Consider the following 24,418-nt stretch of genomic DNA (forward strand, 5'->3'; position numbering starts at 1 on the left):
TTAGCCACTTACTAAGAAATCGGTCAACGTATCAGGCAATGGATTTTCCTCCATCTGCTGCGCCACCTGCTCAGGGGTCAGCCCCGATAGCAGCAGCTGGTACGCCCGCAGAATGGCCACGTCCGGCGCATCGGCAGGGGAGATACCGAACTGCTGGCCGGCATCGAGCACCGGGTTCACGTAGCTCAGCAACGACATCCACGCCGTGGTTTTGGGCGTGTCAAGTCCACTGGGAAACGTGGCGGCCCGTTCCAGCCACTTTCGGCACGCTAACTCCGCGTGCCACGCGAAGCTGGACATGCGTAGAAACGTATCCAACTCCTTATAATGGGTAAACTGTGGGCCTTGCTCGGCCCAAAAAGACGGTTTTCCAAGGGCTTCTTCCATCCTTCAAGATACGCTGAGAACCCTGAATTTGCCATTTTAAAGACGGTTTTTTGGCTAAATTAAGCTCTGCCTTAAAGCAGGAGATTGGCGACTCTATCACCACCCTGCGGCTTACCTGCCGCGCTCACCATTGGCCTTTGCCACAGTCAAAGAGCTAGACGCGCTGCCGGGGGGCTTCTCACAGAAAGGCAGATTTCCTGCTAGGCAGGATGTCCGACTTACTCGTTTAGCTTAGGCACCAGCTTCGTCAAGGAAGCAATCTCAGCTTCCAGTTCCGCCGTTCGGGCCGCTTTTTCCTGCTCGGAGAAGAGGATGGCCGGGGGTTCCTGCTGTACGAACTGCCGCCGCAGCCGGGCTTCTTCGAGTTGCTGCTGTTGCGGGCTCTTGGTAGCCTTGCCCTGCGGGGCCGACTCGGCCGGGGTCCCCCCTCCCTCGCCCAGCACCTGTGATACACGGGCAGCACGGCCTTTAGCTTGAGGGTATAGGCGGCCAGCGATTTGAGGGGCTTGCGGTTCGAAAGGGCTAGGCGTACCTCGTAGAGCACTTTGGTGGCCAGCTGATAGGCCGTCAGGTCCGTAATATTATTGACTACTTCCCGGGCCTGGTACTCCTTGAGCTCAAAGTCCAGGCGCAGCCGGTCGTAGAGCGCGGGCAGTTCCTTGTATTTGGCCGCCAGCAGCTCACGAAACTCGGTAATCTCGCTTAAGGTGAGCGCTTTCTTGGACTTGCCCAGTTCCGGTGTCTCGGCATTGCCCTGGGTGTTCGTCATCTTGAACAGGAGGGCATCGGTCCGGCGGCCCCGCTTTTCGACGGTCACATCCACGGCCCAGCCAATGGCCTGAAACTCCAGTAAGGCGGGCTTCAGCACGTAGCGGTTAAAGTCGTTCCAGAGAGGGTAGACGTCGGAATTTTCCCCGAACAGCCACTCGCGCAGCTGCTCAAACGAGATGGGCTCCTGCCAGGTCTGATTGTGGTAGCTGCGCAGAATCCAGAACAGGCGCTGGCTATGAGCGCTTTTCAGCGTCAGCAGCGACTCCAGCTCCACGGTGGTGAACTTGCCGGCAAGGCCGAGCAAATACTCCCTCAGAATGGGGTTGAACTGGCCAGTGACCAGGCTCGTACCTTCGTCCAGGGTGATGATAGTAAAGAGCGGAATAGCATCGCTACGCCGCTTGCCCTTGCTCTTATCCTGCGTAATGAGGGGCTGGGTAAGCCGGGCGCGCGCTTCGTGCAGCACCGTCTACTGGCTGCCTCCATTGCGGGAGGTGGTTGTCACGTCATTGAAGTGCACGGAGAACTCCAGCGACTCCTCTTTTTGGTGCAGGCACCCCAGCGCCAGCGCAAACAGCCGGGCCTCGATATTGCTGAGGTACAGGGGAGAGCGAATAATGGTGTTGCTCAGGAAAGCGACTTCGTTCAGCTTCGTGGTCTGGAGCCCTTTCATGGATGGGGGAGGTAAACCAAGGAAGGAATGCCGCAAACCAAGGAAGAAATTAGAAATTTTCCCTAGGTTGTACGGGCAATTATCTTTGCGTTCGTGACTAATCTGGATGAAATCAGTGACCATGCGTGGGCCGCTTTGGCGCCCCATTTGTCGGGTAAAGCTGGCGATGTAGGCCGCACAGGCGTCGATAACCGACTCTTTCTCAACGCCGTGTTTTGGGTGGCGCGCCACGGCTGCGCCTGGCGCGCGCTACCGGCCCGCTTTGGCAAGCATGACACGCTGCGCAAACGTAGCCGGCGCTGGGCCCAAAAAGGTATTTGGCAACGTTTGTTCGAGGCCGTGCAGGAACCCGATTTGGACTGGGTAATGCTTGACTCGACCGTGGTGCGGGCCCACGCCCAAGCGGCAGGCAGCCGAAAAAAAGCCGTGTCGGCGACGAAGCCCTTGACCGTAGCCGCGGCGGGCTGACGACCAAAATCCACGCCGTAGTCGATGCGCTGGGCAACCCACTGCGCGTGGTACTCGGCCCCGGCCAGCAGGCGGATTGCCGGCGGGCAGCGGAGCTGCTGTCGGCCGCCCAAGGCGCAGGCAACATACTGGCCGATAAAGCCTATGATACGGACGCTGTACTCGCCTGCGTGAGAGCCTTGGGAGCCCAAGGGGTGATTCCAAGTAAAAAGAATCGCCTTGTCCAACGCATAATTGACCGCAATCTCTACCGCGACCGCAACAAAGTCGAACGCTTTTTCAGTCGCCTCAAGCAGTTTCGCCGACTGGCCACGCGCTACGATAAAACAGCCAGTAGCTTCTTGGGAATGGTCCACTTTGTTTCCGCCCTATTGTGGCTGCGCTAATTGTCCGTACAACCTAGTTAACGGCATTTCTTCCCTAGTTTGCGGCATTTTTTCCGCACTTCAACGACATTTTTTCCTTAGTTGACGGCATTCCTTCCCCAATTAGGCGGCATTTCTTCCCTAGTTAAGTCTAATAAAAATTTGAAATTCAGCTAGTTAGGCAGCACCTAAATAAGTTAAAGAAAGAGAAAGAAGTCTTAAAGACTCAAAACAAAGTGAGTCGATTTTTTTGAGTCTTTAAGTAATGACTTTCAGAAAGTTAAGCGGCGAATCGAAGTAAATGGTGTAACAAAAGGCTTCGCAGGGTGGCAGACCCGTGTATCTACATTATTTAAACGCCTTGCACTGATAAGCAGTTGGGTTAGCTAGCGTCAGTTCTACCGCTGCCTTCAATATCTGCCAGCGTAACTATTCCAGGTAGCAAGGCTGCAAGGGTAATAGACTTCTCCGTTGGGCTGCCTATCTAGGCTACCTCGCTGTTTCCCAGTTGCGGCAGGTGGGCGTCCACGTAACTGACTTTGGTAGGGTCAAAGGCGGCCAGCGCCTGCGCCACCCACTGCTCGTCGACGGTATCCTGGTACATAAGCAGGTGTACCGTAGCCGTCTCGTCGGGATTGAGGCGCAGTAGCCGGCCGATGCGCTGTGCAGCCTTGCGCTCGTTGCCGAAGGCGTGCCAGATAATGCCTACTCGCAGGTTGGCAATATTGATGCCCTCCGAGAGCTGGGCCACGCAGGCCAGGCGCTGGATGTCACCCGCGTTAAACTTCTCCAGGTTGGCCTGACTATGCTTGTTCTTGGAATGATAAGTATGCGCGGCTTGCTGCTCAGCCTGCTGCTGATTGCAGGTAAAGAACAGTACCTTCTCCGAGAACTGACTGGCCAGGTGAGTCATGTAACGGCCCTTGCCGGGGTAGTTCATCAGCGCCTGCATGCGCAGGATGCGCAGCGTATCCACCGGTAGTGAGTCCTGGGCCGCGTTGGCCAGCCGGTTCGTCCAGTAGTGGTAGTTCTCCCGCTCGCTGGTCAGCAGCTGGCTGCCCGATTTGAAGGTGAGCTGGTAGTCGCGCACGGTACTCAAGGGCAATCGATGCACGACTAGTCGGTAGTCATTGAGCAGCCCCGCTAACACAGCCTCATCGGTGGTATAGTCCACGAGTATCGGACAGTAGGTAGCCACGAGTCGGCCCTTCTCGGAATTTGGTTGCGCCGGCGGGGTGCCGGTCAGGCCCAGGATGCTTTTCTTCCGCGCCACGTGGGCTTTCAACCCGGGCTCGTGCGAATCCTTGAGCGCGTGACACTCATCGAGGTAGAGCTTGTGGTAGTGGCCGCTACTCAGGGTCTTGCTCAGGGAGCGGTAGGTGGTAAAGTCGATATGCTCCAGAAGGTACTCCAACCCAAACTTGTGGGCTTCCTGCGGCCAGGAATCCAGGATGGCCTGGGTAGGGGCGGCTACTAGAAATGGCTTGGTACCTGGCTCAGTCAGCGGGCCAGGGGGTAGCAAGCGCTCCATATCACGTAGGCCAATGAGCGTTTTACCGACTCCCATCGCCACCGCAGCCCCGGCTACGCGTCGGCCTTTCACGGTTGCTAGCACGTAGTCCTGGAGGGCTTGTTTACGCAGGGTGGCTACGCTGGCAGGCGTATTGGTGGAAGCAGGCATCATAAAGAAAACGAAATAGAAAGACCGATGAAAAGAGCGCGTGAGCTGACGGCGGGATGACATTGCCAATTAATAGCCACTGCTACTTATTCCTGCTTGGTTCGAAACTGACTTTGTGAAGAAGCAACGAAGGGAAGAAGGCCAAATTAGCTTTCGGTAGCTTGTTTACACCAGGTTAATGCCTGGCCCTCGCTACTCCCTACACAGTCTACGCAAGTTGGTGCTCGCTACTAACGGTAGGTGAACCACCCGCACACCTACTTACTAGGAAGCTGCCAGGGCCTACTTTTTATTGAGCCTTAGCTAAGCAATGCTGACCTTGCGAGTAAGCGTTCAGTCGCCCCCAGCAGGCAGCGAAACTTAAGCGTCGTTACTAGGTGCTGTCAAACAAATAGAATAAAACATTTGACTCAGCTGGTTACGTGGAATCGTCTTGGGCCCACAGCAGTGACAGTTAAGGCAAACGTTTTTCCAGGGGTTAGTTTAACGTACTTAACCAGCTAAGACAAGAAAAAATAGTAGGTACTTATTCGCTGGCTGTAGCAGAACCGGTTCGAAACGTGGGATGAGTAGCCTTGAATCTTGCGACACTTTCAGCCATCATGGGAGGTAGTTGGATGCCAACCTTGTTTAATGCTTCGACATGGTTGATGATAGCTTCCTGAATCACTTCCTCATAAGTCAGCTGCGTGCCGGAATGCTTGCTCATGTACGCATGATAGTCTACAACCATTGCCAATTCTTTCGGCAAAATAATGGGAGCATCTGGCAGAGCGACGGCCTTCTTAACACGGGTACGTCCTCTTTTAGGGGAACCTAGCTTGACTGGTTTACTATTAGTGGGAGTTGAATCTGTGCTCATGGCGGTGAAAATAGGGTGAGTGAAGAAATAGTGGTGCTACATGCTGCAAGGTAAACGCAACGCAGGGCAATAATACGCACGGAATAACCAACGTAAAGCAACTCTAGGCGCAGGGTGTTGTGTCAACTTAGCGTTTAGAAGAGCGTACTAAATAAATGGCTTACTAGTCACTAGGCTTGTTTTTGAATAACTCATAGCGAAACCAAGGTGGGATTCAGTTGAAGATTAGTTGTCACAAAAAACGATGTGTACTGAGTGGTTATGTGTTGACAATCGATGGCAAGTACTATTTAGAATGGCTAACTTAAGCAGAGGAAAGCACGCTCAAGTAAGATGCATTTTGTTGCTAGTATAAGCGAGGAGTAGTCAAGTACTTGTCATTTATGCGGCAGCCTTTGTAAGCTTATTAGCCATTCTTTTTGGAAGAGTAGGAGCCCCGTATCACAAGAGTGCGAGGTTAAGCTTGCTGCTTTAGTACTAATGGTTGGTGACCGATGTGCTGTCATTACTGACCACTTATAGACAAAATAGTTGACAGAAACTGACATGGAACAGTGCGTCTGGTGCAAATAAGTAGTGTTCTAGTAGTGATAGAAATAGCAGGTACTGGTACCAACTTAGGTTAGGGAAGTAATCAGTCTACTGGGCATCTAACAGAGATTGTATTCCATTTATAGCTTCGGATTATGGCGCTGCTAGTGAATGGATGCTAGCCTAATACAACTTTCAGTAGTAGCTTACAGAGGTTACAGTGGCTTAGGCAGGTAATTGATAGTATTAGTTAGCTAGAGGACGCGCTCAAAATGAAGCTAATTCATTGATTATCAATTAATAATGAGTTTAAAAATTATAAAATGTTTTAAGTAGCTGAAAATCAGAGTAGAATTGGTAATAAATTGTTTCAATTTAGGTTTTAGTTGCTCTTTTATCAAGGTGTTAAAAACCGGCTTTTTATCCCTAGCTATCCAGGAATCAGCGTTCTAAGCCGCTGCGTATCATGCAAGAATCCTTACTACCTAAACGGTCCGCCGCACGCAGGTCAGTAGAAAAAACTGCATCAAAATCTACTGCTTCAATTAAAACAGGGGTGGCACTCGAAGCCGATGCGTACACCATGCTGGTGCGAATTTCTAAGAAGCTGAACACGCATCAAAGGAATTTTGCTAGTGCGGCAATTCGTAATTACGCGGAACTTGGCCTGGACCCCACGAAGACCAGCGTGCTAATGGAGGCAGCTAAGACGCGGGCTGAAATCAATGAGATGAGTCACAACATGCGCAAACTTCTGAGCCAGGTAAGTGATGACTTGACCAAAAAGCTGCACACCTTGGAACAAGATATGTACAGATTTCAAATGGCACAGGAGGTAACAATGATGACTTATCTGGCACGGATTGAAGCCGGTATTCTCCTCCGGCAAACTACAATGCAGACGCAGATTCTTACGCCGTTAGTAGAGAAAATTCTTGGGGTGGGTGTAGAAACGCATTTGAATCGCACGCTGCTGGAGGAGCTGTTACTCAAATTTAAGGATATGCCTCTTGCGGCTGCAGACCTTACCGCTAGCAGTCAGAGGCACGATATGCATGTCACGCTTCACAGGGTAGTGGAGCTGCGCAAGTTGATGGAAACTATGCCAGTTGAATTGACCACGCTGGCTATTCGCCCACTGCCAACTAAGCTATTTTCACAAATTATTTTACCAGATAATGAGCCCGTACCTTAACGAATGGGCTCCTTGGGTGTGGTTTATTTAGCACGTATTACGCCTGGTTGTTTCTTTGCTTCGCGTGCTGTTGTTGTATCTTTTCTGCCCTGATTTGCAATGTACGTTAAGGTTATTAATCCTAAGACCAATGGTCAAAAGGTGTTTGATAATGCCGGTAGTGCCCGTCGAACGACTAATTACCTGGAAAAAGAGGCTAAAGAAAACGGCCGAGAAGCGACTTTTTTTACATCACCCGACAAGCCACTACTCATGGCTGATGAGGTAGTAGCGCTGATTGATGGTAATCAAAAAGGCTTGCGAGCGACGTCAGCTAAATTTTACTCGCTGGTGCTTAGTCCTGGCGCAGAAGAACTAGCAGCATTAGGCGCTGACGGGCAAATACTGGCGGCGTACATGCAGCAGGCGATGGACTTATACGCAAAAAACTTTCAATTCAAATCAGGACACAAATTGCGCGAAGCGGACTTGGTCTGGGCGGCGACGGTGCACGAAGAGCGGAAAAGTCGGGGTACTGATGTAGGTGTACAGGGACAACTAAAGCCGGGCTTGCAAACGCACGTGCATATTATCGTGTCGGCCCGCGATGCGACGCAAAAGCACACGCTCAACCCGCTAGCAACGGTTAATCATTTCAGTCGGGTGCAGTACCAGGCGCAGGCGTGCGTGCAGCTGGACGAGCAACTGGGGTTAGGAAAATTTCATATTCCTAGTGGTGAGGTAGCTCCAAGTAGGGAACAGCAAGTGGCGGAAAAGGCGCTCGATATTCAGGCACGGGCCGCCGCCAACCAGCAGAAAAAAGCGCTTACTCCCGCGCAGCTGCAAGCCCGGGATAAGCGGCTGCAAGGGCAGGTAGTGCGGGTGAACAGTAAGCGGAGTGAGTACCAGCAGCTGGACCCGCAGCAGGTAAAAGCCGCCGCTGAAGCACGCGGCTATGACGTTATTTTCTACCGTCGGCTGCGGCAAATCGAGTTAAACTCCGAAAGAGGAACTTACACTCCCGCGCCCTACGCGTACCTGACAACGGGTCTGGTTCAGCGCGCAGAGGCGTTTGCTAGGGTGCCTACCGTACTGCCAACACCCACTGCTGAACTGGTAACCTTTCCGGAGGAAAAGCTGATTTTTCCCGACGCGCAGCAGTCGCTGGAGCGCACGCTGCAGGCACTCTCTCGTACCCTGGTAGCGCAGCAGCAAGCGTATGCACAGCAGCCCGGCGAAGCAGCAGAAAGTTTGGTGACCGTGCCTTCGGTACCGTCGGCTGCCTCCGAAACGGGACAATTTAAATCGCCCTTAGCAGCAGTGGTTGAGGTGCCGGCCGAGAAACCGGACTCGTCAGGAGACTCCCCAGCCAGCGAGCCGCCGCTCACGCTGGACGAGCAATTCGAACGGTGGGAAGCCGCCAAGCAAGCTGAAGCAAATGAGGCGGCCTGGGACGCTGCGTGGAAGGTTCGGGAAGAATTGGCAGACCAGACGCGGCAGCAGGTAGCTACTGCCGCCACTACGGCCCAGCAGACGGGCGCCTCCTTCGCGTTCCTACTGAACGGCCAGGGCCTGGAAGTGGTGACGCAGGAGAGCGGCCAACTGGTTGGAGTTCGGCACCGAGCCAGCGGGGAGCTGTTCACGCCGGACGAAGTACCCGTGCCGCCCGCCGCCCAAGCAGTTATGGGACGCCTGCTGGTGCAGTACGGATTTATTGAACTGGACGCTAATGCAAGCTTCTCAGCGGAAGAGCGGCTGGAAAAGTGCCGCACCTTTTTGTCAGCTGTCGGGGTTGCCACGGGACAGGTGATGCCCGCTACGGCCGGGCAGCTAGCCCACTTACCCTACTGCTTTGCGGTGCACCAGGGCAACCAGGAGCAGGTTGCTTCCAAGCTGAACGAACTGCAGGACAGGAGCGCGGCGCGTATTTACGAAGCACCCCATCCCCTGCGCACACCCGATGCGCCCGCGACGGGGGTAGCCGTGCCGCAGGCGCAGTGGAGTGAGCGGGAGGGGCAATTCAACCAGGCTACGCTGGTGTTTGAGCTGCGGAAGTCGGATAGCCCTCACTTAGCCAGCCGCGTTCGGGAAGAGCTGCTGAAATGTGGGGCGGCCGTTAGCGAAGTCCTCAATGATGGCCACGGGCACTTGGAAGTACAGGTGCATTATCACACCCACACTCCTCGCAACGAACAGGTGCAGGGTATGTTGGGTGGGGCGCAATTAAGCGGTGCGGAAGTAAGGCAGGGCGACCAGGCCGCGCAGGCACTTAGGCAGGGGGTAGTGGACCTAAGTAAACGAGATAAAAAATTGGAAATCTCGCAGATTACTAAGTAAAGACTGGGAGCCGAGCGGCTGGCCATTGGGGTTTACCGCAGGTGACGGGCTAACTCCCGCTCCAGGGCGGGACCGGCTGGCGCTGTGGTCATGATACGCCCATCGGGGTCCAGTAGGTAGGTAGCCGGCACGCCCACTAGTTGGTAGCCCCTGCCGGTAGGCCCCTGCAGGCCCTGCCGGTCGAGTACCTGCGGCCACGGCAAGGCGTCTTGCGTCACGGCTCGCTGCCAGGCGGCGGGCTGCTCATCCACGGAAACGCTAAGTATGGTAAAGCCGGGCGCGTGGTCGTGGTAGCGCCGGTAGGCAGCCAGCAGCGCCGGGTTGGCGGCCCGGCAGGGGGCGCACCACGAGGCCCAGAAGTCGAGGAGCACGTAGCGGCCCCGTAGGGTGCTCAGCGTCAACGGGTGGCCCTGCGCGTCGGGCAGGGTAAAGTCGGGCGCCCTCTCGCCAGCGACCATGGAACGGGGCGCGGCTAGCCGTGCCCGCAGGCGAGTCAGGTAGGAAGAGGCGGGCTGCTCGTGAGCGAAGCGAATGATGAGCGAGTCCAACAGGGGTCGGGCCTGGGGCTGCGGGCGTAGGTAGGTATAAGCCAGGTAGGGCGCCAGGTAGGAAGCGGCTTGCTGGCGCACTAGCTGTTGCAAGCGGCGCAGCGACGCGTCGGCGGCCGGCGCGGCCTGGCTACGCAGGGCCACGTAGGGGGCCAGCGTCTGCAAAAGCGCCACCTCAGGGGAGCCACTGAGTAGTAGTCGGTAAACCGGCGCCTGCCGGGTGCTGCCGGACGCTTCCGTAATCCGCACCGTTAGCTGCTCCTGCTGGTTGGCTAAGGGGACGAGCTGCGGGAGCCCGGTACGGCCAGCGCGTAGCCAGTACGCGTTTGGATTGGGTACTCGGCCGCGCAGCGCGAAACGACCCGTATTGTCAGCTTGCACGGAGTCCAGCGCCGGCCAGGGCTGCCCGTGCCCGGGGCGCTCGGCGGGTAGTAGATAAAGCGTCTGGTCAGCCAGCCGCGCGTCCTGGCCGCTGAGGGTAAAGCCGCCGGCCTGTTGAGCCGAGGCAGGAAGAGCCACTAAGCAGCTTAGCGCAACCCAGGGGGCGTGACGGGTGGGGAGCGAAAAAAGCATGGGGCAGTTGCTGGCCGGGTGGAGATAAGTAGCCCAGGCAGCTCCTTACCCGTTGGTAATCAGGCGCGGGGCGGCCAACGTGCGCAGGCCCAGGCGCGGGTTAGTGCGTTCCTACCGGGCCGCCAGGTCAGCCAGAGTCGCGCTGGCAAATTAACTCGGGTAGCAGGTAGGGTGGCTGGCCGGTGCCAATTATCTCTATCCCTAACTGTTTTGCAAGTGCCAGCGCCGTAGTCGGCAGTAGCGTATAGGAGTTGGACGTGACCCAGCCAGGGGATGCTGAGCCGCAGGACCCCTGCTCACCAGTCGGGACAGCTCACGCATTCTGTTAGCGTTAGAGGCCGGTCAGCTATTTAGCATCCTGTGTTCGCTTATTGCGCATTTTCCGCTTTAAGTTTGGCCTGGGCTTGGGCAGCCAGCGCAGCCTCAAGCGGCTTGCTGAGTACGTGGAGCATGCCTTCGCGGCCCAGCCCCCGGGCCTGCTCAGAGTAGACAGCCCGCGCTTGGGCTCCCTCCCAAAAGAGCTGCGGTCCTGCCTGCTGACCCTGCCCGAAGAGAAACTCGGCCTCGGCCCGTAGCGTGGCTGGCTCGCCCACGGCCCGGAAGCGGTAGAACTGCCCGTTAACGAAGTCATAGTACTGATAGGGTACCTCGCGCTGGTGCTTAGCAAACCAGTTGCCGGTGGCCAGTTGCGGGGCCCGGTAGGTGCGGGTGGGCTCGCCCGGATTGGCCGGGAGCAGTTCCATTTTTGGGAAGGCGCTCAGCGGCTGGCCGAAAAAATGGCCCGCCACGCCATTAAGCGAGTCAACTTTAGTTCCAAAGGGAAACTGCGGAGCAGGCTTAGGGACGGATGCTCCAGCCGAGTCAGCGGAGGAAGTCGCCGGCCCCTGCTGGGAGCAACTGCCCAGCAGGGTGGCGGTAACTAGTAGAAGTGAAGAATAAGTAAAGCGGAGCGGCGGCATAAAAACACGGGTAGGCGATTACAGAAAAAAGGGTCAGCTATATGGGGCGCTACGACCCCTAGCAAGGTTCCGAATGCTAGGCCTATGCCCAGCGTCAGCAGTCCTATGGCGGCCAGCCCCCGCGCAGGCGAGGCGCGGAGCTGAGCGTGGTCAGCAGCAAGTACTTGAGCAGTTCGGGCAGGGCGCTAGTAAAGACCAGGCAGCCACATAAGTCGCTAAGCAGCATGATTCCTGTATAAGCAGGAGAGAATGGTGCCTTGAATAGGTGCCGGAACCGCGTGAGTGGGTGAACAGACTGACGCAGAAGGCAATTGGTCGGTGCAAAGCAGTGCGCATGAGAAAGACTGGTGCTTACTGCCCTGCTTCCGTGCCAAGGATTGCTGCGGCCGCTGTGAACTCCGTATCGGCATAAGCCAACTCGCCGCGGGCGTGGCGCACGGCGGCGATACGGGCGGGCGCAGCCAGGCGGGCGACGGCCGGGTCAGGACGGCCAGAGGGGGGGGAGTTTGCCGGTGAGTGACCCGGTAGACTTGCTGGGCAATGCCGTTGCCGGCCGCCAGGTCAAGCACCAACGCGTACACCCTATCACCAAAGGCGTGGGGTGCCGCCTCAATTTCCGTCAGCGCGCGTAGGGCCTGGTCCTGGCAGTTGACCACGTAGCGAGCTAGGTAGCAGGCTTGGTCGGGATAAATGGCGGGGCTGAGTTGCGGTAGCTCCGGCGAAGTAGCCAAGCGCTGCGTTAGTCGGGTTAGGTCTTCGTCATCGAGAAAAGCCCCGTTCTCATCCACCCATAAATCGGGCTGCTCCCGGCTCAGGCAATGGCTCCAGGATGGAAAATTCAGGGTTGGAAAGTGTTGCGTCAATTCGACTACTACGTAATCCAAGACCTGGACCAACTGGCGGGAGGTAGCCTGGGTGTAGGGCACGCGGGTAGCTGGGGCAGCGAGTACGGAAGCAGATGGCGTAATCATGGACAAGAAGAATGGCTGGGGCGCAAAAGCGGTTGCAAGATAGGAAAGAAAGTATAAAAGCAATCACATGTGATTACAGAGGCGCTGATTTTTAAGTCCAGCTTGCCGGAGTGAAAAATGAGGTGATTTTGCAGGCCTTCGGGCAGCACCTACGCCAGCTGCGGGAGGCGCGCGGCTGGAGCCAACAGGTGCTGGCCGACGAGGCGGATATCTCCAAGCCCACGATTTACCGCATCGAGACGGCGCGCTACTCCGTGACGCTGGACGTGCTCGTCTCGCTGGCCCGGGCCCTGGAGATTTCGCTGGCCGAGTTGGTCAGTTCTGTGGGGCCGGCGCCTCGCTCGGCGGGGGAGCCCGGTCGATAGGGTCTTCCGGGGGCTGGGCAGCCGGCACCGTTGCGGCTTTACCCTGTCGATAAGCATTTTCACCCCCATCGCGCCGTAGTTGCCCGGCCTCGGTTTTGAGGGCCCGGCGGCGCTCGCGTAAGGCCTCGCGTAACGTATCGGCCACCTGGGCACCCACTGCCCGCTCGATGGGCACGGTCAGCGTTTCCGTAACGGTGTGCAGGGTGAGGGCCACGAAGCCTTCCAGTTCCAGCGCCAGCAGCGCCCGCTGCTGCGCCTTGGCCCGGCGACGGGCGTGGCGCACCTGGCGTAGGTGTTTACGGTAACACATAAGGGCAACGAGCTGCTGGGCTAGAGGGAGAGCAGATGTGCAAACTTACGCGCCTTTTTGCAAAAGGAGAACTATATGTCCACAAAATTCAGCCGGGCTAGCCGGAGCTTGCGGAAATGAAGAAACCGGCCAGTATTCAGGCGTTTGGGCAACACCTACGGCGCCTACGCGAGGCACGAGGCTGGAGCCAGCAGGCGCTGGCTGATGCGGCCGACATTACCAAGAAGACGATTTACCGCATGGAGACGGCCCAGACAGCGCCTACGCTGGATGTGCTCGTTTGCTTGGCCGAAGGGCTTGAAATCTCATTAGCGGAGTTGGTAACGTTTACGGCCACTATTTGATAGCGCAATAGCTATCTGCCTGGCTAGGAGAGAAAAGGAAGTCGTAAAAATGCGTCTTGCCGAATTATTAGTCACCACACTAGCAACCACGTCGAGGACTACGCCGCCGTGCCGTTCAACTACGTAATTACGGTAGGTGACCACGCCAATGAGGTCTGCCCAGGGTTTTCTTCCTCAGCCAAGTAAACTATAATTTCCCTGACCCGGCCTAAGCTACGGGCAGCGAGAAAGAAATTATGGCCCAGTTTCGGGCCGTACACGGCTAGGTGAAAACCTACACACGTGAGCTTGCGCAAGGCTCGTTTCAGTTCCACCAACTACCACTTGACTTAACTAGCTGGAAGTGTTAACAGTCTGGGGTATGTTTGGGCATGGAGTATTTGTTGACGGACGCGCAGTGGGCGCGGATTGCCCCATTGCTTCCGGGCCGGGAAGGGTGCAAGGGTGGCCGTGGGCAAGACAACCGCCGCTTTGTGGAAGCGGTGCTCTGGCTGGCACGCAACGGCTGCCGTTGGCGGGCCTTGCCCGCGGAGTGGGGCAACTGGCACACCACGTACACCCGGTTCCAGCGCTGGGCGCGCAGTGGGGTGTGGGCCAAGGTCTTAGCGGCTGTGCAACAAGACGATGCCCTGCACACGTTGCTGCTGGCCTCGACCACCGTGCGGGCCCACCAGCACGCTAGCGGCGCGCGCAAAAAAACGGGCCGCAAGCCATCGGGCGCAGCCGCGGCGGTTTGACCAGCAAACTGCATGTGCTCGCCGACGCCCAAGGCCGCTTCGTACGTGGCTGCCTGACAGCTGGTCAGCGCCACGACGCGCCGCAGGCCTTGACGCTGCTCGGCAGTTTGGCCCCGGCCTATCTCCTCGCCGACCGCGGCTACGATGCCGACCCGCTCGTGGCCGCCTTGGCCGCCCGCGGCACCAGCGCCGTGATTCCACCCCGACGTAAACGACGTCAGCCACGCGCCTACGACCCCGTGCGCTACGCTCAGCGCCAAGCCATTGAGCGACTTTTCAGCCGTCTGAAGCAGTTTCGCCGCGTGGCGACCCGCTACGACAAGCTCGACGCGCATTTTTTGGCTTTCGTGCATTTGGCGGCGACCGTCTTGTGGTTACGTGACTGTTACCACTTCCTAGCTAGTAGCCTTCTCATTCACCACATCCGGGTTGAGGTCGATTAAAATGCGGATAGGGGCAAAGCCATCCGGTAGGAAATTATCCGAGTGGTTATAGCCCCGGTACGGGTCGTCACCTTTTCCTCGCGCATATACCCGCTTATAAGCGGGGGGCAGGATATCTTTTTTGCTAAATTTAGTGGCCCTTTCTGGTGCTTTACGCGGACAGCAGAAAAGCGAGCGTAGCGGCTCTGCTACGCTGGGGAAAACATCGCTAAACGGCATGGGCGAGGTGCTGGCAACCGTATTCATGATATCCAGCGCCTTTACCAGCGTTAGACCAAAATCGGCAATCGATGCCGGCCCCTTGCAGTCCGACCAGATTGGCGGCGTGGTGGGAAAACTGGTTTTTGACTTTCCCACGTAAAGCAGATAAAATGCTTGGCTGCCAAACAGGTACTCATGCAGTAGCAATTTGTGCCATTGCTCTTCAACCGTTCCAGGCTTCTTGACTTTAAGGTCTTTAAACACGCCCTCGTGCGACATTACTTTGGCTTGCAGCGCGTACCAATCGTAGTGGCCCGTCGCGTCCTGCACGAATGTGTCAATGTCGTTGCCGAAAGGCTTTTCGACTGGCCACGAGGTTTTATAAACTTCAACTTGAAATGAGGCTATCTGATGGGAGAACCGTACCAAATCCAGCACAAAGAGGTCCGTCATGCCCAATTCAGAAAAGCTTAACTCGTAGTCAAATGGGGTGTTCTAGTTGAGCAGGAGAGAATTAGGCGATATTGGCAAGTCGTTGTTGATGAAAGAGATAAGGCTTTAAATAGCCAATACTGGAGTGGCGGCGTTTGTGATTGTAGTAGTCAAAATAATCGGCGACGCTGGCTTGCGCATCGGCTAGGTCCGTAAAAACAGGCCACTCGCGGGCTTCGAGTAGCTCCGTTTTGAGGCGCGCCCAGAGGCTCTCCGCCTGCGCATTGTCGTAGCACTCGCCGCGGCGACTGTGCGAGAGCTGGGCCTTGGCGTTGCGCAGCAGGGTTTTGTAGACCTTGCCCACGTACTGACCGCCGCGGTCGGAGTGGACAATCAGACCTGGACGGGGTCGTTGCGCGAGCAGTGCCCGTTGTAAAGCGCTGGTCACCAGAGCTTCGGGCATGTCAGCCCGCACTTGCCAGCCCACCACCTGCTTGGTGCACACATCCTGAAAGGCACAGCAATAAACCCAGTTGCCGTTGGCCAGGGGTAAGTAGGTGATATCGCTGACCCACACGCGATTGGCCTGGGTCGGGCGCGGCTGGTCAAGCAGCAGGTTGGGGGCACAGCGCTTGCCGTGGGTCGAATCCGTCGTACGGGGCGTAAAAGCCTTGGGCTGCAAGGCTTTGCGGCCGTGGCGACGCAAGGCCGTGCGCAGGGCCTGTCGCCCCACGCGGTGGCCCAACGCGCGCAGTTCGACTTGCAGCCGGCGGGTGCCGTAGCGCCGCTGATGGTCATCAAACACGTCGACCATCGCGGTTTCCCAAGCAGGCTCGGCGGTGGGTTCGGCCCGCTGGCACCAGGCGTAATAGCGGCTAGGCACGACAGCCAGCACGTGGCAGAGCAGTTGCACCGAATAGTGAAGTCGTTGCTGGTCAATGAACTGCAGCTGGCTCACGGGGTCGGGGTAGTCGAGAAGATAGCGATGGCTTTTTTTAAAATTTCCAGCTCTTGTGCCAGCCGTTTGTTGGCCTGACGCAGGGCGCGCACCTCGGCGGCTTCCACCGGGTCAGCGGGCAAGGGCTGCTGGGCCGCTTTCTGCCACTGGTAGAGCAGCTTAGCGTTGATATTCAGCGCACGGGCGGCGGCCAGCGTCGAGCGACTTTCGCTGGCCAGACGAAGGGCTTCGGCCCGGAAGGCGGCATCATAGCGCGGCCGTTTGGAGGAAGAGGCTTTTTCCATGAGATGGGGAAATTAGCACTCAATTCTCTCCTGTTTCACTCGACCACCTCATTTATCCAACTCCCACCGGCCATAGAATGCACGCTTTGGTTTGAAGCAATGGTTTATGCCAACGAAGTAGCAGGTCTACTATCAAATTTGCTGGGCACGCCAAGCGAAGTAATGCAGCCATTCCGGGATGCACAGGGTTCCTTACTATCGCATCTGGGTTCAGGTATGCCCGAGTAGACTAGCGGGAGTTTAGGTATTATAAGACTTCCTTATCGCACCAAAGGAGTCGGTGAGATGACTGGTTTCACTCGGCTCATATAGGTAGCGATAAGTAGAATTTTAAGCAGAAACTGCTAGTTTGCAAGGACCGGCCTTTTTCTTGCTTTAAGATACAAAGCAATATCTTTTAGATTAATACTGCTGCTATGCAACCAATTAGAAGTCTGTAGGCTCTTCACTAGTGCGCGCGTAAACCAGCGGTGCGCCTGCCCGTTCGGCTATGAAGAAACTGCTCTTACTACGACTTGCTAGCCCAGTGCTCGCCGTGCCGGTGCTTGCGCAACACACCGTTTAAATCGCCCGCATTATGAAAGCTCGTCTACCCGTTGCCCTGCTTGCTATTAGTCTGCTGACTATGAGCAACAGCTGCCAGAAAGAGGCCGATGTAACACCGGCGACTGAGTTGGTAACTGGCCGCTTGGTGAAGGTAGAAATGATTTCAGACCCTCAGTATAAGAATTCCCGTCCCCGCTGGATTGTGGACATCGCGCCTGATTCATAACCGGGATTTCGGGACAAGCTTTACCAGCAGGTCAAGGTATTCGACCTGCCTGATACGGCAGTTTATAAAGCCGGGCGACCCATTACGTTTCATTACCACCTCGTACCCTACGCCCAGCAGTCGGCTTGGAAAACATTCGTAGAGACGTATTATCTGGGCCCGATGCCGTATTGGACGCTTCTCCTACCCGAACTCACCGTTTCCGATACGCAACTCGCCTTGTCGCATTGAGCAGTTGGCAGGATTATAAGCAAGTATTTTACAATTTAGTAAACCTTTCCGTGCGCTATGAAAGCTTATCGACTCCTGACCCTCGCCAGTATTAGCCTGCTAGCTATGAGCGGATGCAATAAAAAAGGAGAGGTTTCTCCTGCTGACGGGGCCACGACCGGGCGATTGGTAAAAATGCAACTGACCTACGATATGCCGGGGCAGAACACCCAGCCGCGGTGGATAGTCGATGTGGCTCCGCTAACATTGGAAGGCTATCAAGGCAAGCTCTACGCGCAGGCCAAGGTATTTAATCTGCCCACGAACGTGACTTATCAAGAAGGTCAGGTCCTTTCCTTTCACTACCAGCTGGTGCCCTACGCTCAACAAACGCCTTACAAAACGGGGTATGAGTGGGGCGCCGTACCCCCAGGGCCGCCGGGTGCTACTGCGTTGCCTGAAATCATCCTCTCGGACGTACACTAGCTTCATTATTAACGCTCAGCTTACGTCCGAGAGGATGATTTCCGGTATATTTTGGGCCGTAGCTCAAATACGATATACCCGTTGAGCCGTTCGATTGTGAAAATTCTAATTGTGGAAGATGAGCCCACCTTGCGCACTTCGCTGGTGGCCCACCTGCAAAGCGACGGCTACCGCTGCGAGGAAGCCGCCACCTACGCCCAGGCCCACGAGAAAATCAAGCTCTACCGCTACGACTGCGTACTCGTGGACCTGACCCTACCGGGCGGCGACGGCCTGGACTTGGTACGCACCCTCAAAGCCGATAATTTGCCGGCCGGCGTACTTATCATTTCAGCCCGCGGGGCGCTCGACGACAAAGTACGGGGCCTGGAGCTGGGCGCGGATGACTACCTCACCAAGCCTTTCCACCTGGCCGAACTGACGGCCCGCGTCCAGGCCATTCTGCGCCGCCGGCACTTTCAGGGGCACAACGAACTGCGTTTCCGGGACCTGACCGTGCGCCCCGACCGGGCCCAGGTGCTGGTGGGCGACGAGCTGCTGGCGCTCACGCGCAAGGAATACGAGCTGCTGCTCTACTTCCTGGCCAATCCCAACCGCCTGCTCACCAAGGAAAGCATCGCCGAACACCTGTGGGGCGACGCGGCCGACACGTCGGATTCGTTCGACTTTATCTACAACCACCTAAAAAATCTCCGCAAAAAGCTGCAAGAGAAAGGGGCCGTGGACTACATCCGCACGGTGTACGGGCTGGGCTACGAGCTGAGCGCCGAATGAAGCTGCTGGCCACCACTACCCGCTACTACCTGCTGCTGGCAGCTCTGCTCTTTGCCGCCGGCACGGCCGCGCTCTACGCGGGGCTGGTGTGGGCGCTACGCACGGAAATGGAGGAAAAGCTCGTCACCGAACGGGGCTACCTCACGCCCATTTTGCAGCGCACCGGCCGGCTGCCCGCGCCCTTGGGCGACCAGCGCACGCTGAGCCGCCACCCCCGGCCGGCCGGCTTCAGCGACACGCTGGAATACGACCCGGTGGGGCGGCGCTGGGAGCCTTTCCGGCAGCTGCACTTCCCGGTGCAGGTAAAAGGGGTGACCTATTGGGTAACGCTGCGCAAGTCGCTGCTCGAAAACGACAGTCCCCTGGGCGTGGTACTCTCCGTGCTGGCCGCCGTGCTCATTGGCCTGCTGCTGAGCCTGGCCGCGCTCAACCGCTGGCTGTCGGGCCGGCTCTGGCAGCCGTTTCACCAGACCCTGGCCGCCCTGCGCAGCTACGAGCTGCAACGTCAGCCCGTCACCCTGCACCTGCCCGCCACGGGCATTGACGAGTTTACGGAGCTCAATCAGGCCCTCACGCAGATGAGCGAACGGCTGGGGGCCGAGTATCAGTCGCTCAAGGAATTCACCGAAAACGCGGCGCACGAAACCCAAACGCCGCTGGCTATCCTCCAGGCCAAGCTGGAACGCCTGCTGCAACTGGGGGCCCGCAACCCGGAAATGGCCCCGCTGCTGCGCGACGCGTACGGCGCGACGCTGCGCCTCTCGCGCCTGCACCAGGGCCTGACCCTGCTCAGCAAGATTGAAAACGGCCAGTTTCCGGACGCCGTGCCCCTGCGACTGGCGGAAGTGGTGGCCGAAAAGCTGGTGCTGCTGGAAGAGCTGGTGAGCGGCAAAGAACTTACGCTGACGTATGAGGCGGCCGACCCCGTGCCGGTGCGGATGCACCCGGCCCTGGCCGATTCGCTGGTGGTGAACCTGCTGCAAAACGCCATCAAGCACAATCACCCCGGCGGCGCGCTGACCGTGCGGCTGAGCCCGCACACGCTGGAAGTTCGCAATACCGGCCCCGCCCTCTCAGGCGACCCCACCCGGTACTTCGAGCGGTTCCAGAAGCAGCAGCCCGGCTCGGCCTCGCCGGGCCTCGGCCTGTCCATCGTGCAGCAGGTGTGCCGCCACTACGGCTTCGGGCTGCGCTACACCTACGAGTCGGCCGAAGGGCTGCATATAGTGCGGGTGAGCACCCGCCCGACTGCGGCATAAGCTCCGCATAGAATTGGCATGTAGCCTTGTACCGGCAACGTCGGGCCGGCAACGTCGGGGGCGCAGTGCTGGCTCCGCAACCGCCTCACCACGACCTTTTTTTAGCGGGGTACTACCCCGCTTGTACGAGCCGATGCGCGCATGTTTGACAAGATAATCCACTTCTCCATCCACAACAAGCTGGTCATCGGCTTTCTGATGCTGCTGCTCGTAGCCTGGGGTAGCTATTCGCTCACCCAGCTGCCCATCGACGCGCTGCCCGACATCACCAACAACCAGGTGCAGGTCAATACTATTTCGCCCGCGCTGGCCACGCAGGAAATCGAGCAGACCGTCACCGCCCCCATCGAGCTGGCGATGGCCAACGTGCCGGGTGTCATCGAGGTACGCTCCATCTCGCGCTTCGGCCTCTCCAACGTCACCATCGTCTTCCGCGAAGACATGGACCCCTACCGGGCCCGCCAGCTGGTGAGCGAAAAGCTGCTCGACGCCATCCAGCAGATTCCCCCCGGCTCGGGCACGCCCGAGCTGGCCCCCATCAGCACCGGCCTGGGCGAAATTTACCAGTACGTGCTGCACCCCGCGAAGGGCTACGAGCGGCAGTTCAGCGCGATGGACCTGCGCACCTTGCAGGACTGGACCGTGCGCCGGCAGCTGGCCGGCATCGCCGGGGTGGCCGAAATCAACGGCTTCGGCGGCTACCGCAAGCAGTACGAGGTGGCCGTGAACCCGCAGCGCCTGCGCCAGGTGGGCATCACCATGAGCGAGCTGCTGACGGCCTTGCAGGGCAGCAACCGTAACACCGGCGGGGCCTACATCGAGAAAGGTCCCCGGGCCTACTTCATCCGCGGCCTGGGCCTGGTCAAAAACCTCGACGACGTGGCCCGCACGGTGGTGGCCGTGCGGGGCCGCACCCCGGTGCTGGTGCGCGACGTGGCCAACGTGCGCTTCGGGGCGGCCGTGCGCTACGGGGCCATGACCCGCAACACCGAGGGCGAAGTCGTGGGCGGCGTGATTCTCATGCTCAAGGGCGAAAACTCCAACCAGGTGGTAAGCCGCGTGAAGGAGCGCATGGCCCAGGTGCAGCAGTCCCTGCCCAAGGGCGTCCTCATCGAGCCCTTTCTCGACCGCTCCGACCTGATTGGCCGGGCCATCCACACCGTCACCCGAAATCTGGAGGAAGGCGCGCTGATTGTGATTTTCGTGCTCATCCTGTTTCTCGGCAACTGGCGGGCGGGGCTGGTCGTGGCCTCGGTTATCCCGCTGGCCATGCTCTTTGCCATCAGCCTGATGAACCTGTTCGGCGTGTCGGGCAACCTGCTCAGCCTGGGGGCCATCGACTTTGGCCTGGTGGTGGATGGCGCGGTTATCATCGTCGAGGCCATCGTCTCGCGGGTGGCCCACGGCCGGCCCGCCGGCTCCCCCGCGCTAACCCACGCCGAGATGGACGCGGCCGTCTATGACTCGGCCCACCGCATCCGGCAGTCGGCTTCGTTTGGGGAAATCATCATTCTGATGGTGTATCTGCCCATCCTGGCACTGGCCGGCATCGAGGGCAAAATGTTCCGGCCGATGGCCGAAACCGTGGCCTTTGCCATCATCGGGGCCCTGCTGCTCTCGCTCACCTACGTGCCCATGATGGCCGCGCTGGCGCTCAGCCGCAAAGCGGATACCAAGCAGACCTTTTCCGACCGGCTCATGGCGCGGGTGCAGCGGGGCTATACGCCGCTGCTGGCTGCCTCGCTGCGCCACCGTACCGTGGTGCTCAGCCTCTCCGTGGCCCTGCTGACGGGCGCTTACCTGCTCTTCCGTACCCTGGGCGGCGAGTTTATTCCCACGCTCGATGAGGGCGACATGGCCATTGAGATGCACATGCCCACCGGCACCGCTCTCGGCCAGACCGTAGCTACTACCGGCCAGGTCGGGGACATCCTGCGGCGGCAGTTCCCCGAAGTGAAGAGCGTAGTGAGCCGCATCGGCGTGGCCGACATTCCCACCGACCCCGACCCCATCGAGGTGGCGATGGTCACCATTCTGCTCAAGCCCCAGACCGAGTGGACCTCCGCCAGCACCCGCGAGGCGCTGGCCGACCGGATGAAAAAGGCCCTGGCGGTGCTGCCCGGCGTGAGCTACGAGTTTTCGCAGCCCATCCAGCTGCGCTTCAACGAGCTGATTTCCGGGGCACGGCAGGACGTAGCCGTAAAAATCTACGGCGAAGACCTGGCCCGCCTGGCCACGCTCGGCGCCCAGGCCGCCGCCCTTATCGCCCCCATCAGCGGGGCGCAGGACGTGGCCGCCGAGCGCACCGCCGGCCTGCCCCAAATCACGGTGGCCTTTAACCGCGACCGGCTGGCCCAATATGGCTTGAGCGTGAGCGAGGTATCCGATGTGCTGGCCACGGGCTTTTCCGGGGCCACGGCCGGCACGGTTTACGAAGGGGCTAAGCGCTTCGATTTGGTGCTGCGCCTCGACTCGGCCCACCACACCGGCATCGACGACGTGCGGGCCCTGCCCGTGGCCCTGGCCGACAGCAACCAGGTGCCGCTCGGCGAAGTGGCGCAAATCGACCTGAAAGACGGCCCGGCCCAGATATCCCACGAGGACGGCAAGCGCCGCATTACCGTGGGCCTGAACGTGCGGGGCCGCGACGTGCAAAGCGTGGTGCAGGATATTCAGGCGGTCCTGGGTAAGCAGCTGCCTTTGCCCCCCGGCTACTACATCCGCTACGGCGGGCAGTTTCAGAACCTCATCGAGGCCCAGCAGCGGCTAAGCATTGCGGTACCCGTCGCGCTGGCCCTGATTTTCAGCCTGCTCTTTTTCACCTTCGGCTCGCTGAAAGAGTCACTGCTGATTTTCACGGCCATTCCGCTCTCGGCCATCGGCGGGGTGGTGGCGCTCTGGGCGCGGGGCCTGCCATTCAGCGTGTCGGCCGGCGTGGGCTTCATCGCCCTGTTCGGGGTGGCCGTGCTCAACGGCATCGTGCTCATCGGCGAGTTCAACCGCCTCGAAGCTGAGGGCGTGCACGATGTGTTGGAGCGCGTGCGGCTGGGCACCGCGGCCCGCCTGCGGCCGGTGGTGATGACGGCGGCCGTGGCTTCGCTGGGCTTTTTGCCGATGGCGCTGTCCAATACGGCCGGCGCTGAAGTGCAGCGCCCGCTGGCCACGGTGGTCATCGGCGGCCTGGTTACGGCCACGCTGCTCACGCTCGTCGTGCTGCCGATTCTCTACAGCCTCTTTCTCAAAGGGGGGCGCGGGACTGCGGCAAGCCCTGGCGAAACGGAAACCGCGCCAACCTCCTCCACCAGGAGCCATCCGGGGCAGACCACCGGGCTGGTGCTCCTGCTCGCGCTGGGCAGCTGGCTGCTGCCGACCCGCAGCTACGGGCAGACACAACCCGGTCCCACGCCCCTCACGCTGGACGCGGCCCTGAACCAGGCCCTGCGCAGCAACCCCGGCATTCAGAGCGCTAACTTTTCGGTGCAGCAGCAGCAGGCGCTGCTCGGCACGGCCGTGGAGCCGGGCCGCACCAGCTTCAGCTACAGCTACGACAACAACGCGGTGCTGCTCGGCAACAAAACCTATGGCGTCGCCCAGAGCTTCGAGTTTCCTACCGTGTACACGTGGCAGACCAAGGCCCTGCGCCAGCAGGTGGCCCTGAGCGAGCGCACCCGCGCCCTCACCCAGGCCGGGCTGCGCCGCGACGTGCAGGCGGCGTATTACCAGCTCGCCTACGGGCAGGCCCGGCTGCGGCTGCTCACCAATCAGGACAGCCTCTACCGGGACTTCGCCCGCGCCGCCGCCGTGCGCTACCGGCTCGGCGAAGCGGCCTACCTGGAGCAGGTATCGGCCGCCGCCCGCGCCCGCGAGGTAGAGGTGGCCCACCGCCAGGCCGAGGCCGACCGCCGCATCTTCGACCGCGAGCTCCAGCGCGTGCTCGGGGCCCCCCAGGCCCTCGCCCTGCCCGCCGACGCCCTGCGTAAGCTGCCGCTGCCCCCGGCCCTGACCGATACGACCCTGGCCCGTGACAACCCCACCCTCGCCCTTTTTCAGCAGCAGCTCGTGGTGGCCCAGGCCCAGCAGCGCGTGCTCAAAGCCCGCAACCTGCCCGACTTCTCGGCCGCCTACAACCAGCAGACCCAGGCCGGGCAAGGCGGCTACTACGGCTACGGCGTGGCCATCAACGTACCCATCTTCTCCCGCGCCCAGCGCAGCCGCGCCCAGGCCGGGGAGCTGGCCATCCGGGTAGCCGAAGCCGACCTGGCCAACACCCGCAACAACGTGCAAACGGCCTTTATTCAGCAGGTGCAGGAAGTGAGCAAAGCCGACGAGGCGCTGCGCTACTACGAAAGCGCGGGGCTGGGACAGGCCCGCGAAATCGTGCGCGTGGCCGAAAAGAGCTACCGCGCCGGGGAGGTCGGCTACGTGGAGTACGTGGCGGCCCTCACGCAGGCCTACGGCATCCGCGGCCAGTACCTCGACGCGCTGAATCTCTATAACCAAAGCATCATCACCCTGACCTACCTGCTCGGTCGCTACTAGCGCC

At 59.1% G+C, this 24,418-nt stretch carries 21 protein-coding genes and 1 pseudogene; 10 read left to right on the forward strand and 12 right to left on the reverse strand.

What is annotated here, in order from left to right:
* The 3 genes from ACYVGC_RS17510 to ACYVGC_RS17520 form a co-directional block, all read right to left on the reverse strand.
* Positions 1-300: a hypothetical protein gene (locus ACYVGC_RS17510; protein WP_460585141.1), complete on the reverse strand. Its 300-nt coding sequence runs from the start codon at positions 298-300 to the stop codon at positions 1-3.
* Between the two features lie 334 nt (positions 301-634).
* A complete protein-coding gene (locus ACYVGC_RS17515; RefSeq protein WP_460585142.1) occupies positions 635-1,624 on the reverse strand; it encodes a replication initiation protein in 990 nt (329 codons plus the stop codon).
* 3 nt (positions 1,625-1,627) lie between these two features.
* Positions 1,628-1,831, reverse strand: coding sequence for a hypothetical protein (locus ACYVGC_RS17520; RefSeq protein ID WP_460585143.1), 204 nt, complete (start codon positions 1,829-1,831; stop codon positions 1,628-1,630).
* Positions 1,832-1,933: 102 nt separating this feature from the next.
* Here ACYVGC_RS17520 and ACYVGC_RS17525 point away from each other — a divergent pair.
* A protein-coding gene (locus ACYVGC_RS17525; protein ID WP_460585197.1) for an IS5 family transposase occupies positions 1,934-2,685 on the forward strand; the annotation gives its coding sequence in 2 pieces (ribosomal slippage) (positions 1,934-2,266 and positions 2,269-2,685; 750 coding nt in all).
* A gap of 463 nt (positions 2,686-3,148) precedes the next feature.
* Here the strand turns inward: ACYVGC_RS17525 and ACYVGC_RS17530 are convergent.
* Together ACYVGC_RS17530 and ACYVGC_RS17535 are read right to left on the reverse strand one after the other, a co-directional pair.
* The gene (locus ACYVGC_RS17530) at positions 3,149-4,348 is read right to left on the reverse strand and encodes a DEAD/DEAH box helicase (RefSeq protein ID WP_460585144.1); all 1,200 of its coding nucleotides are present in this window, start codon (positions 4,346-4,348) and stop codon (positions 3,149-3,151) included.
* 523 nt (positions 4,349-4,871) lie between these two features.
* Entirely contained in the window at positions 4,872-5,207 is a 336-nt protein-coding gene (locus tag ACYVGC_RS17535) for a hypothetical protein (protein WP_460585145.1), read from the reverse strand.
* 997 nt (positions 5,208-6,204) lie between these two features.
* Here ACYVGC_RS17535 and ACYVGC_RS17540 point away from each other — a divergent pair.
* Complete coding sequence (locus ACYVGC_RS17540; protein WP_460585146.1) at positions 6,205-6,933, forward strand: hypothetical protein; 729 nt, start codon at positions 6,205-6,207, stop codon at positions 6,931-6,933.
* Between the two features lie 99 nt (positions 6,934-7,032).
* Complete coding sequence (locus tag ACYVGC_RS17545) at positions 7,033-9,249, forward strand: DUF5712 family protein (RefSeq protein ID WP_460585147.1); 2,217 nt, start codon at positions 7,033-7,035, stop codon at positions 9,247-9,249.
* Between the two features lie 32 nt (positions 9,250-9,281).
* Here the strand turns inward: ACYVGC_RS17545 and ACYVGC_RS17550 are convergent, their stop codons facing one another.
* From ACYVGC_RS17550 to ACYVGC_RS17560, 3 genes are all read right to left on the reverse strand, one after another.
* Positions 9,282-10,316, reverse strand: a complete 1,035-nt coding sequence (locus ACYVGC_RS17550) for a TlpA family protein disulfide reductase (RefSeq protein ID WP_460585148.1) — start codon at positions 10,314-10,316, stop codon at positions 9,282-9,284.
* Between the two features lie 422 nt (positions 10,317-10,738).
* Positions 10,739-11,113, reverse strand: coding sequence for a hypothetical protein (locus ACYVGC_RS17555; protein ID WP_460585149.1), 375 nt, complete (start codon positions 11,111-11,113; stop codon positions 10,739-10,741).
* Positions 11,114-11,432: 319 nt separating this feature from the next.
* Entirely contained in the window at positions 11,433-11,555 is a 123-nt protein-coding gene (locus tag ACYVGC_RS17560) for a hypothetical protein (RefSeq protein ID WP_460585150.1), read from the reverse strand.
* 855 nt (positions 11,556-12,410) lie between these two features.
* Between ACYVGC_RS17560 and ACYVGC_RS17565 the strand changes: the two genes are divergently transcribed.
* A complete protein-coding gene (locus ACYVGC_RS17565) occupies positions 12,411-12,665 on the forward strand; it encodes a helix-turn-helix domain-containing protein (protein ID WP_460585151.1) in 255 nt (84 codons plus the stop codon).
* Here ACYVGC_RS17565 and ACYVGC_RS17570 read toward each other — a convergent pair.
* Positions 12,616-12,975, reverse strand: a complete 360-nt coding sequence (locus ACYVGC_RS17570) for a hypothetical protein (RefSeq protein WP_460585152.1) — start codon at positions 12,973-12,975, stop codon at positions 12,616-12,618. The two genes, ACYVGC_RS17565 and ACYVGC_RS17570, sit on opposite strands and share 50 nt — an antisense overlap.
* A gap of 116 nt (positions 12,976-13,091) precedes the next feature.
* On the opposite strand from ACYVGC_RS17570, the gene ACYVGC_RS17575 reads away from it, so the two are divergent.
* Positions 13,092-13,319: a helix-turn-helix domain-containing protein gene (locus ACYVGC_RS17575; RefSeq protein ID WP_460585153.1), complete on the forward strand. Its 228-nt coding sequence runs from the start codon at positions 13,092-13,094 to the stop codon at positions 13,317-13,319.
* 371 nt (positions 13,320-13,690) lie between these two features.
* Positions 13,691-14,436, forward strand: a pseudogene (locus ACYVGC_RS17580) (IS5 family transposase); the annotation flags it as partial.
* 15 nt (positions 14,437-14,451) lie between these two features.
* Here ACYVGC_RS17580 and ACYVGC_RS17585 read toward each other — a convergent pair.
* The 3 genes from ACYVGC_RS17585 to ACYVGC_RS17595 all read right to left on the reverse strand — a co-directional run bounded on the left by ACYVGC_RS17585 (position 14,452) and on the right by ACYVGC_RS17595 (position 16,374).
* Positions 14,452-15,153: a hypothetical protein gene (locus ACYVGC_RS17585; protein WP_460585154.1), complete on the reverse strand. Its 702-nt coding sequence runs from the start codon at positions 15,151-15,153 to the stop codon at positions 14,452-14,454.
* 61 nt (positions 15,154-15,214) lie between these two features.
* Complete coding sequence (locus ACYVGC_RS17590; protein ID WP_460585155.1) at positions 15,215-16,090, reverse strand: IS3 family transposase; 876 nt, start codon at positions 16,088-16,090, stop codon at positions 15,215-15,217.
* On the reverse strand, positions 16,087-16,374 hold the full coding sequence (locus tag ACYVGC_RS17595; protein ID WP_460585156.1) for a transposase: 288 nt from the start codon (positions 16,372-16,374) through the stop codon (positions 16,087-16,089). The genes ACYVGC_RS17590 and ACYVGC_RS17595 overlap by 4 nt, the downstream gene beginning before the upstream one ends.
* A 1,060-nt stretch (positions 16,375-17,434) precedes the next feature.
* Here ACYVGC_RS17595 and ACYVGC_RS17600 point away from each other — a divergent pair.
* From ACYVGC_RS17600 to ACYVGC_RS17615, 4 genes are all read left to right on the forward strand, one after another.
* Complete coding sequence (locus ACYVGC_RS17600) at positions 17,435-17,842, forward strand: hypothetical protein (RefSeq protein WP_460585157.1); 408 nt, start codon at positions 17,435-17,437, stop codon at positions 17,840-17,842.
* A gap of 96 nt (positions 17,843-17,938) precedes the next feature.
* Positions 17,939-18,616, forward strand: a complete 678-nt coding sequence (locus ACYVGC_RS17605; RefSeq protein WP_460585158.1) for a response regulator transcription factor — start codon at positions 17,939-17,941, stop codon at positions 18,614-18,616.
* Complete coding sequence (locus ACYVGC_RS17610; RefSeq protein WP_460585159.1) at positions 18,613-19,875, forward strand: sensor histidine kinase; 1,263 nt, start codon at positions 18,613-18,615, stop codon at positions 19,873-19,875. Before ACYVGC_RS17605 ends, ACYVGC_RS17610 begins: the two co-directional genes overlap by 4 nt.
* Positions 19,876-20,016: 141 nt before the next feature.
* The gene (locus ACYVGC_RS17615) at positions 20,017-24,414 is read left to right on the forward strand and encodes a CusA/CzcA family heavy metal efflux RND transporter (protein ID WP_460585160.1); all 4,398 of its coding nucleotides are present in this window, start codon (positions 20,017-20,019) and stop codon (positions 24,412-24,414) included.
* Positions 24,415-24,418 lie beyond the last annotated feature (4 nt).

The sequence above is a fragment of the Hymenobacter arcticus genome (assembly GCF_054779975.1).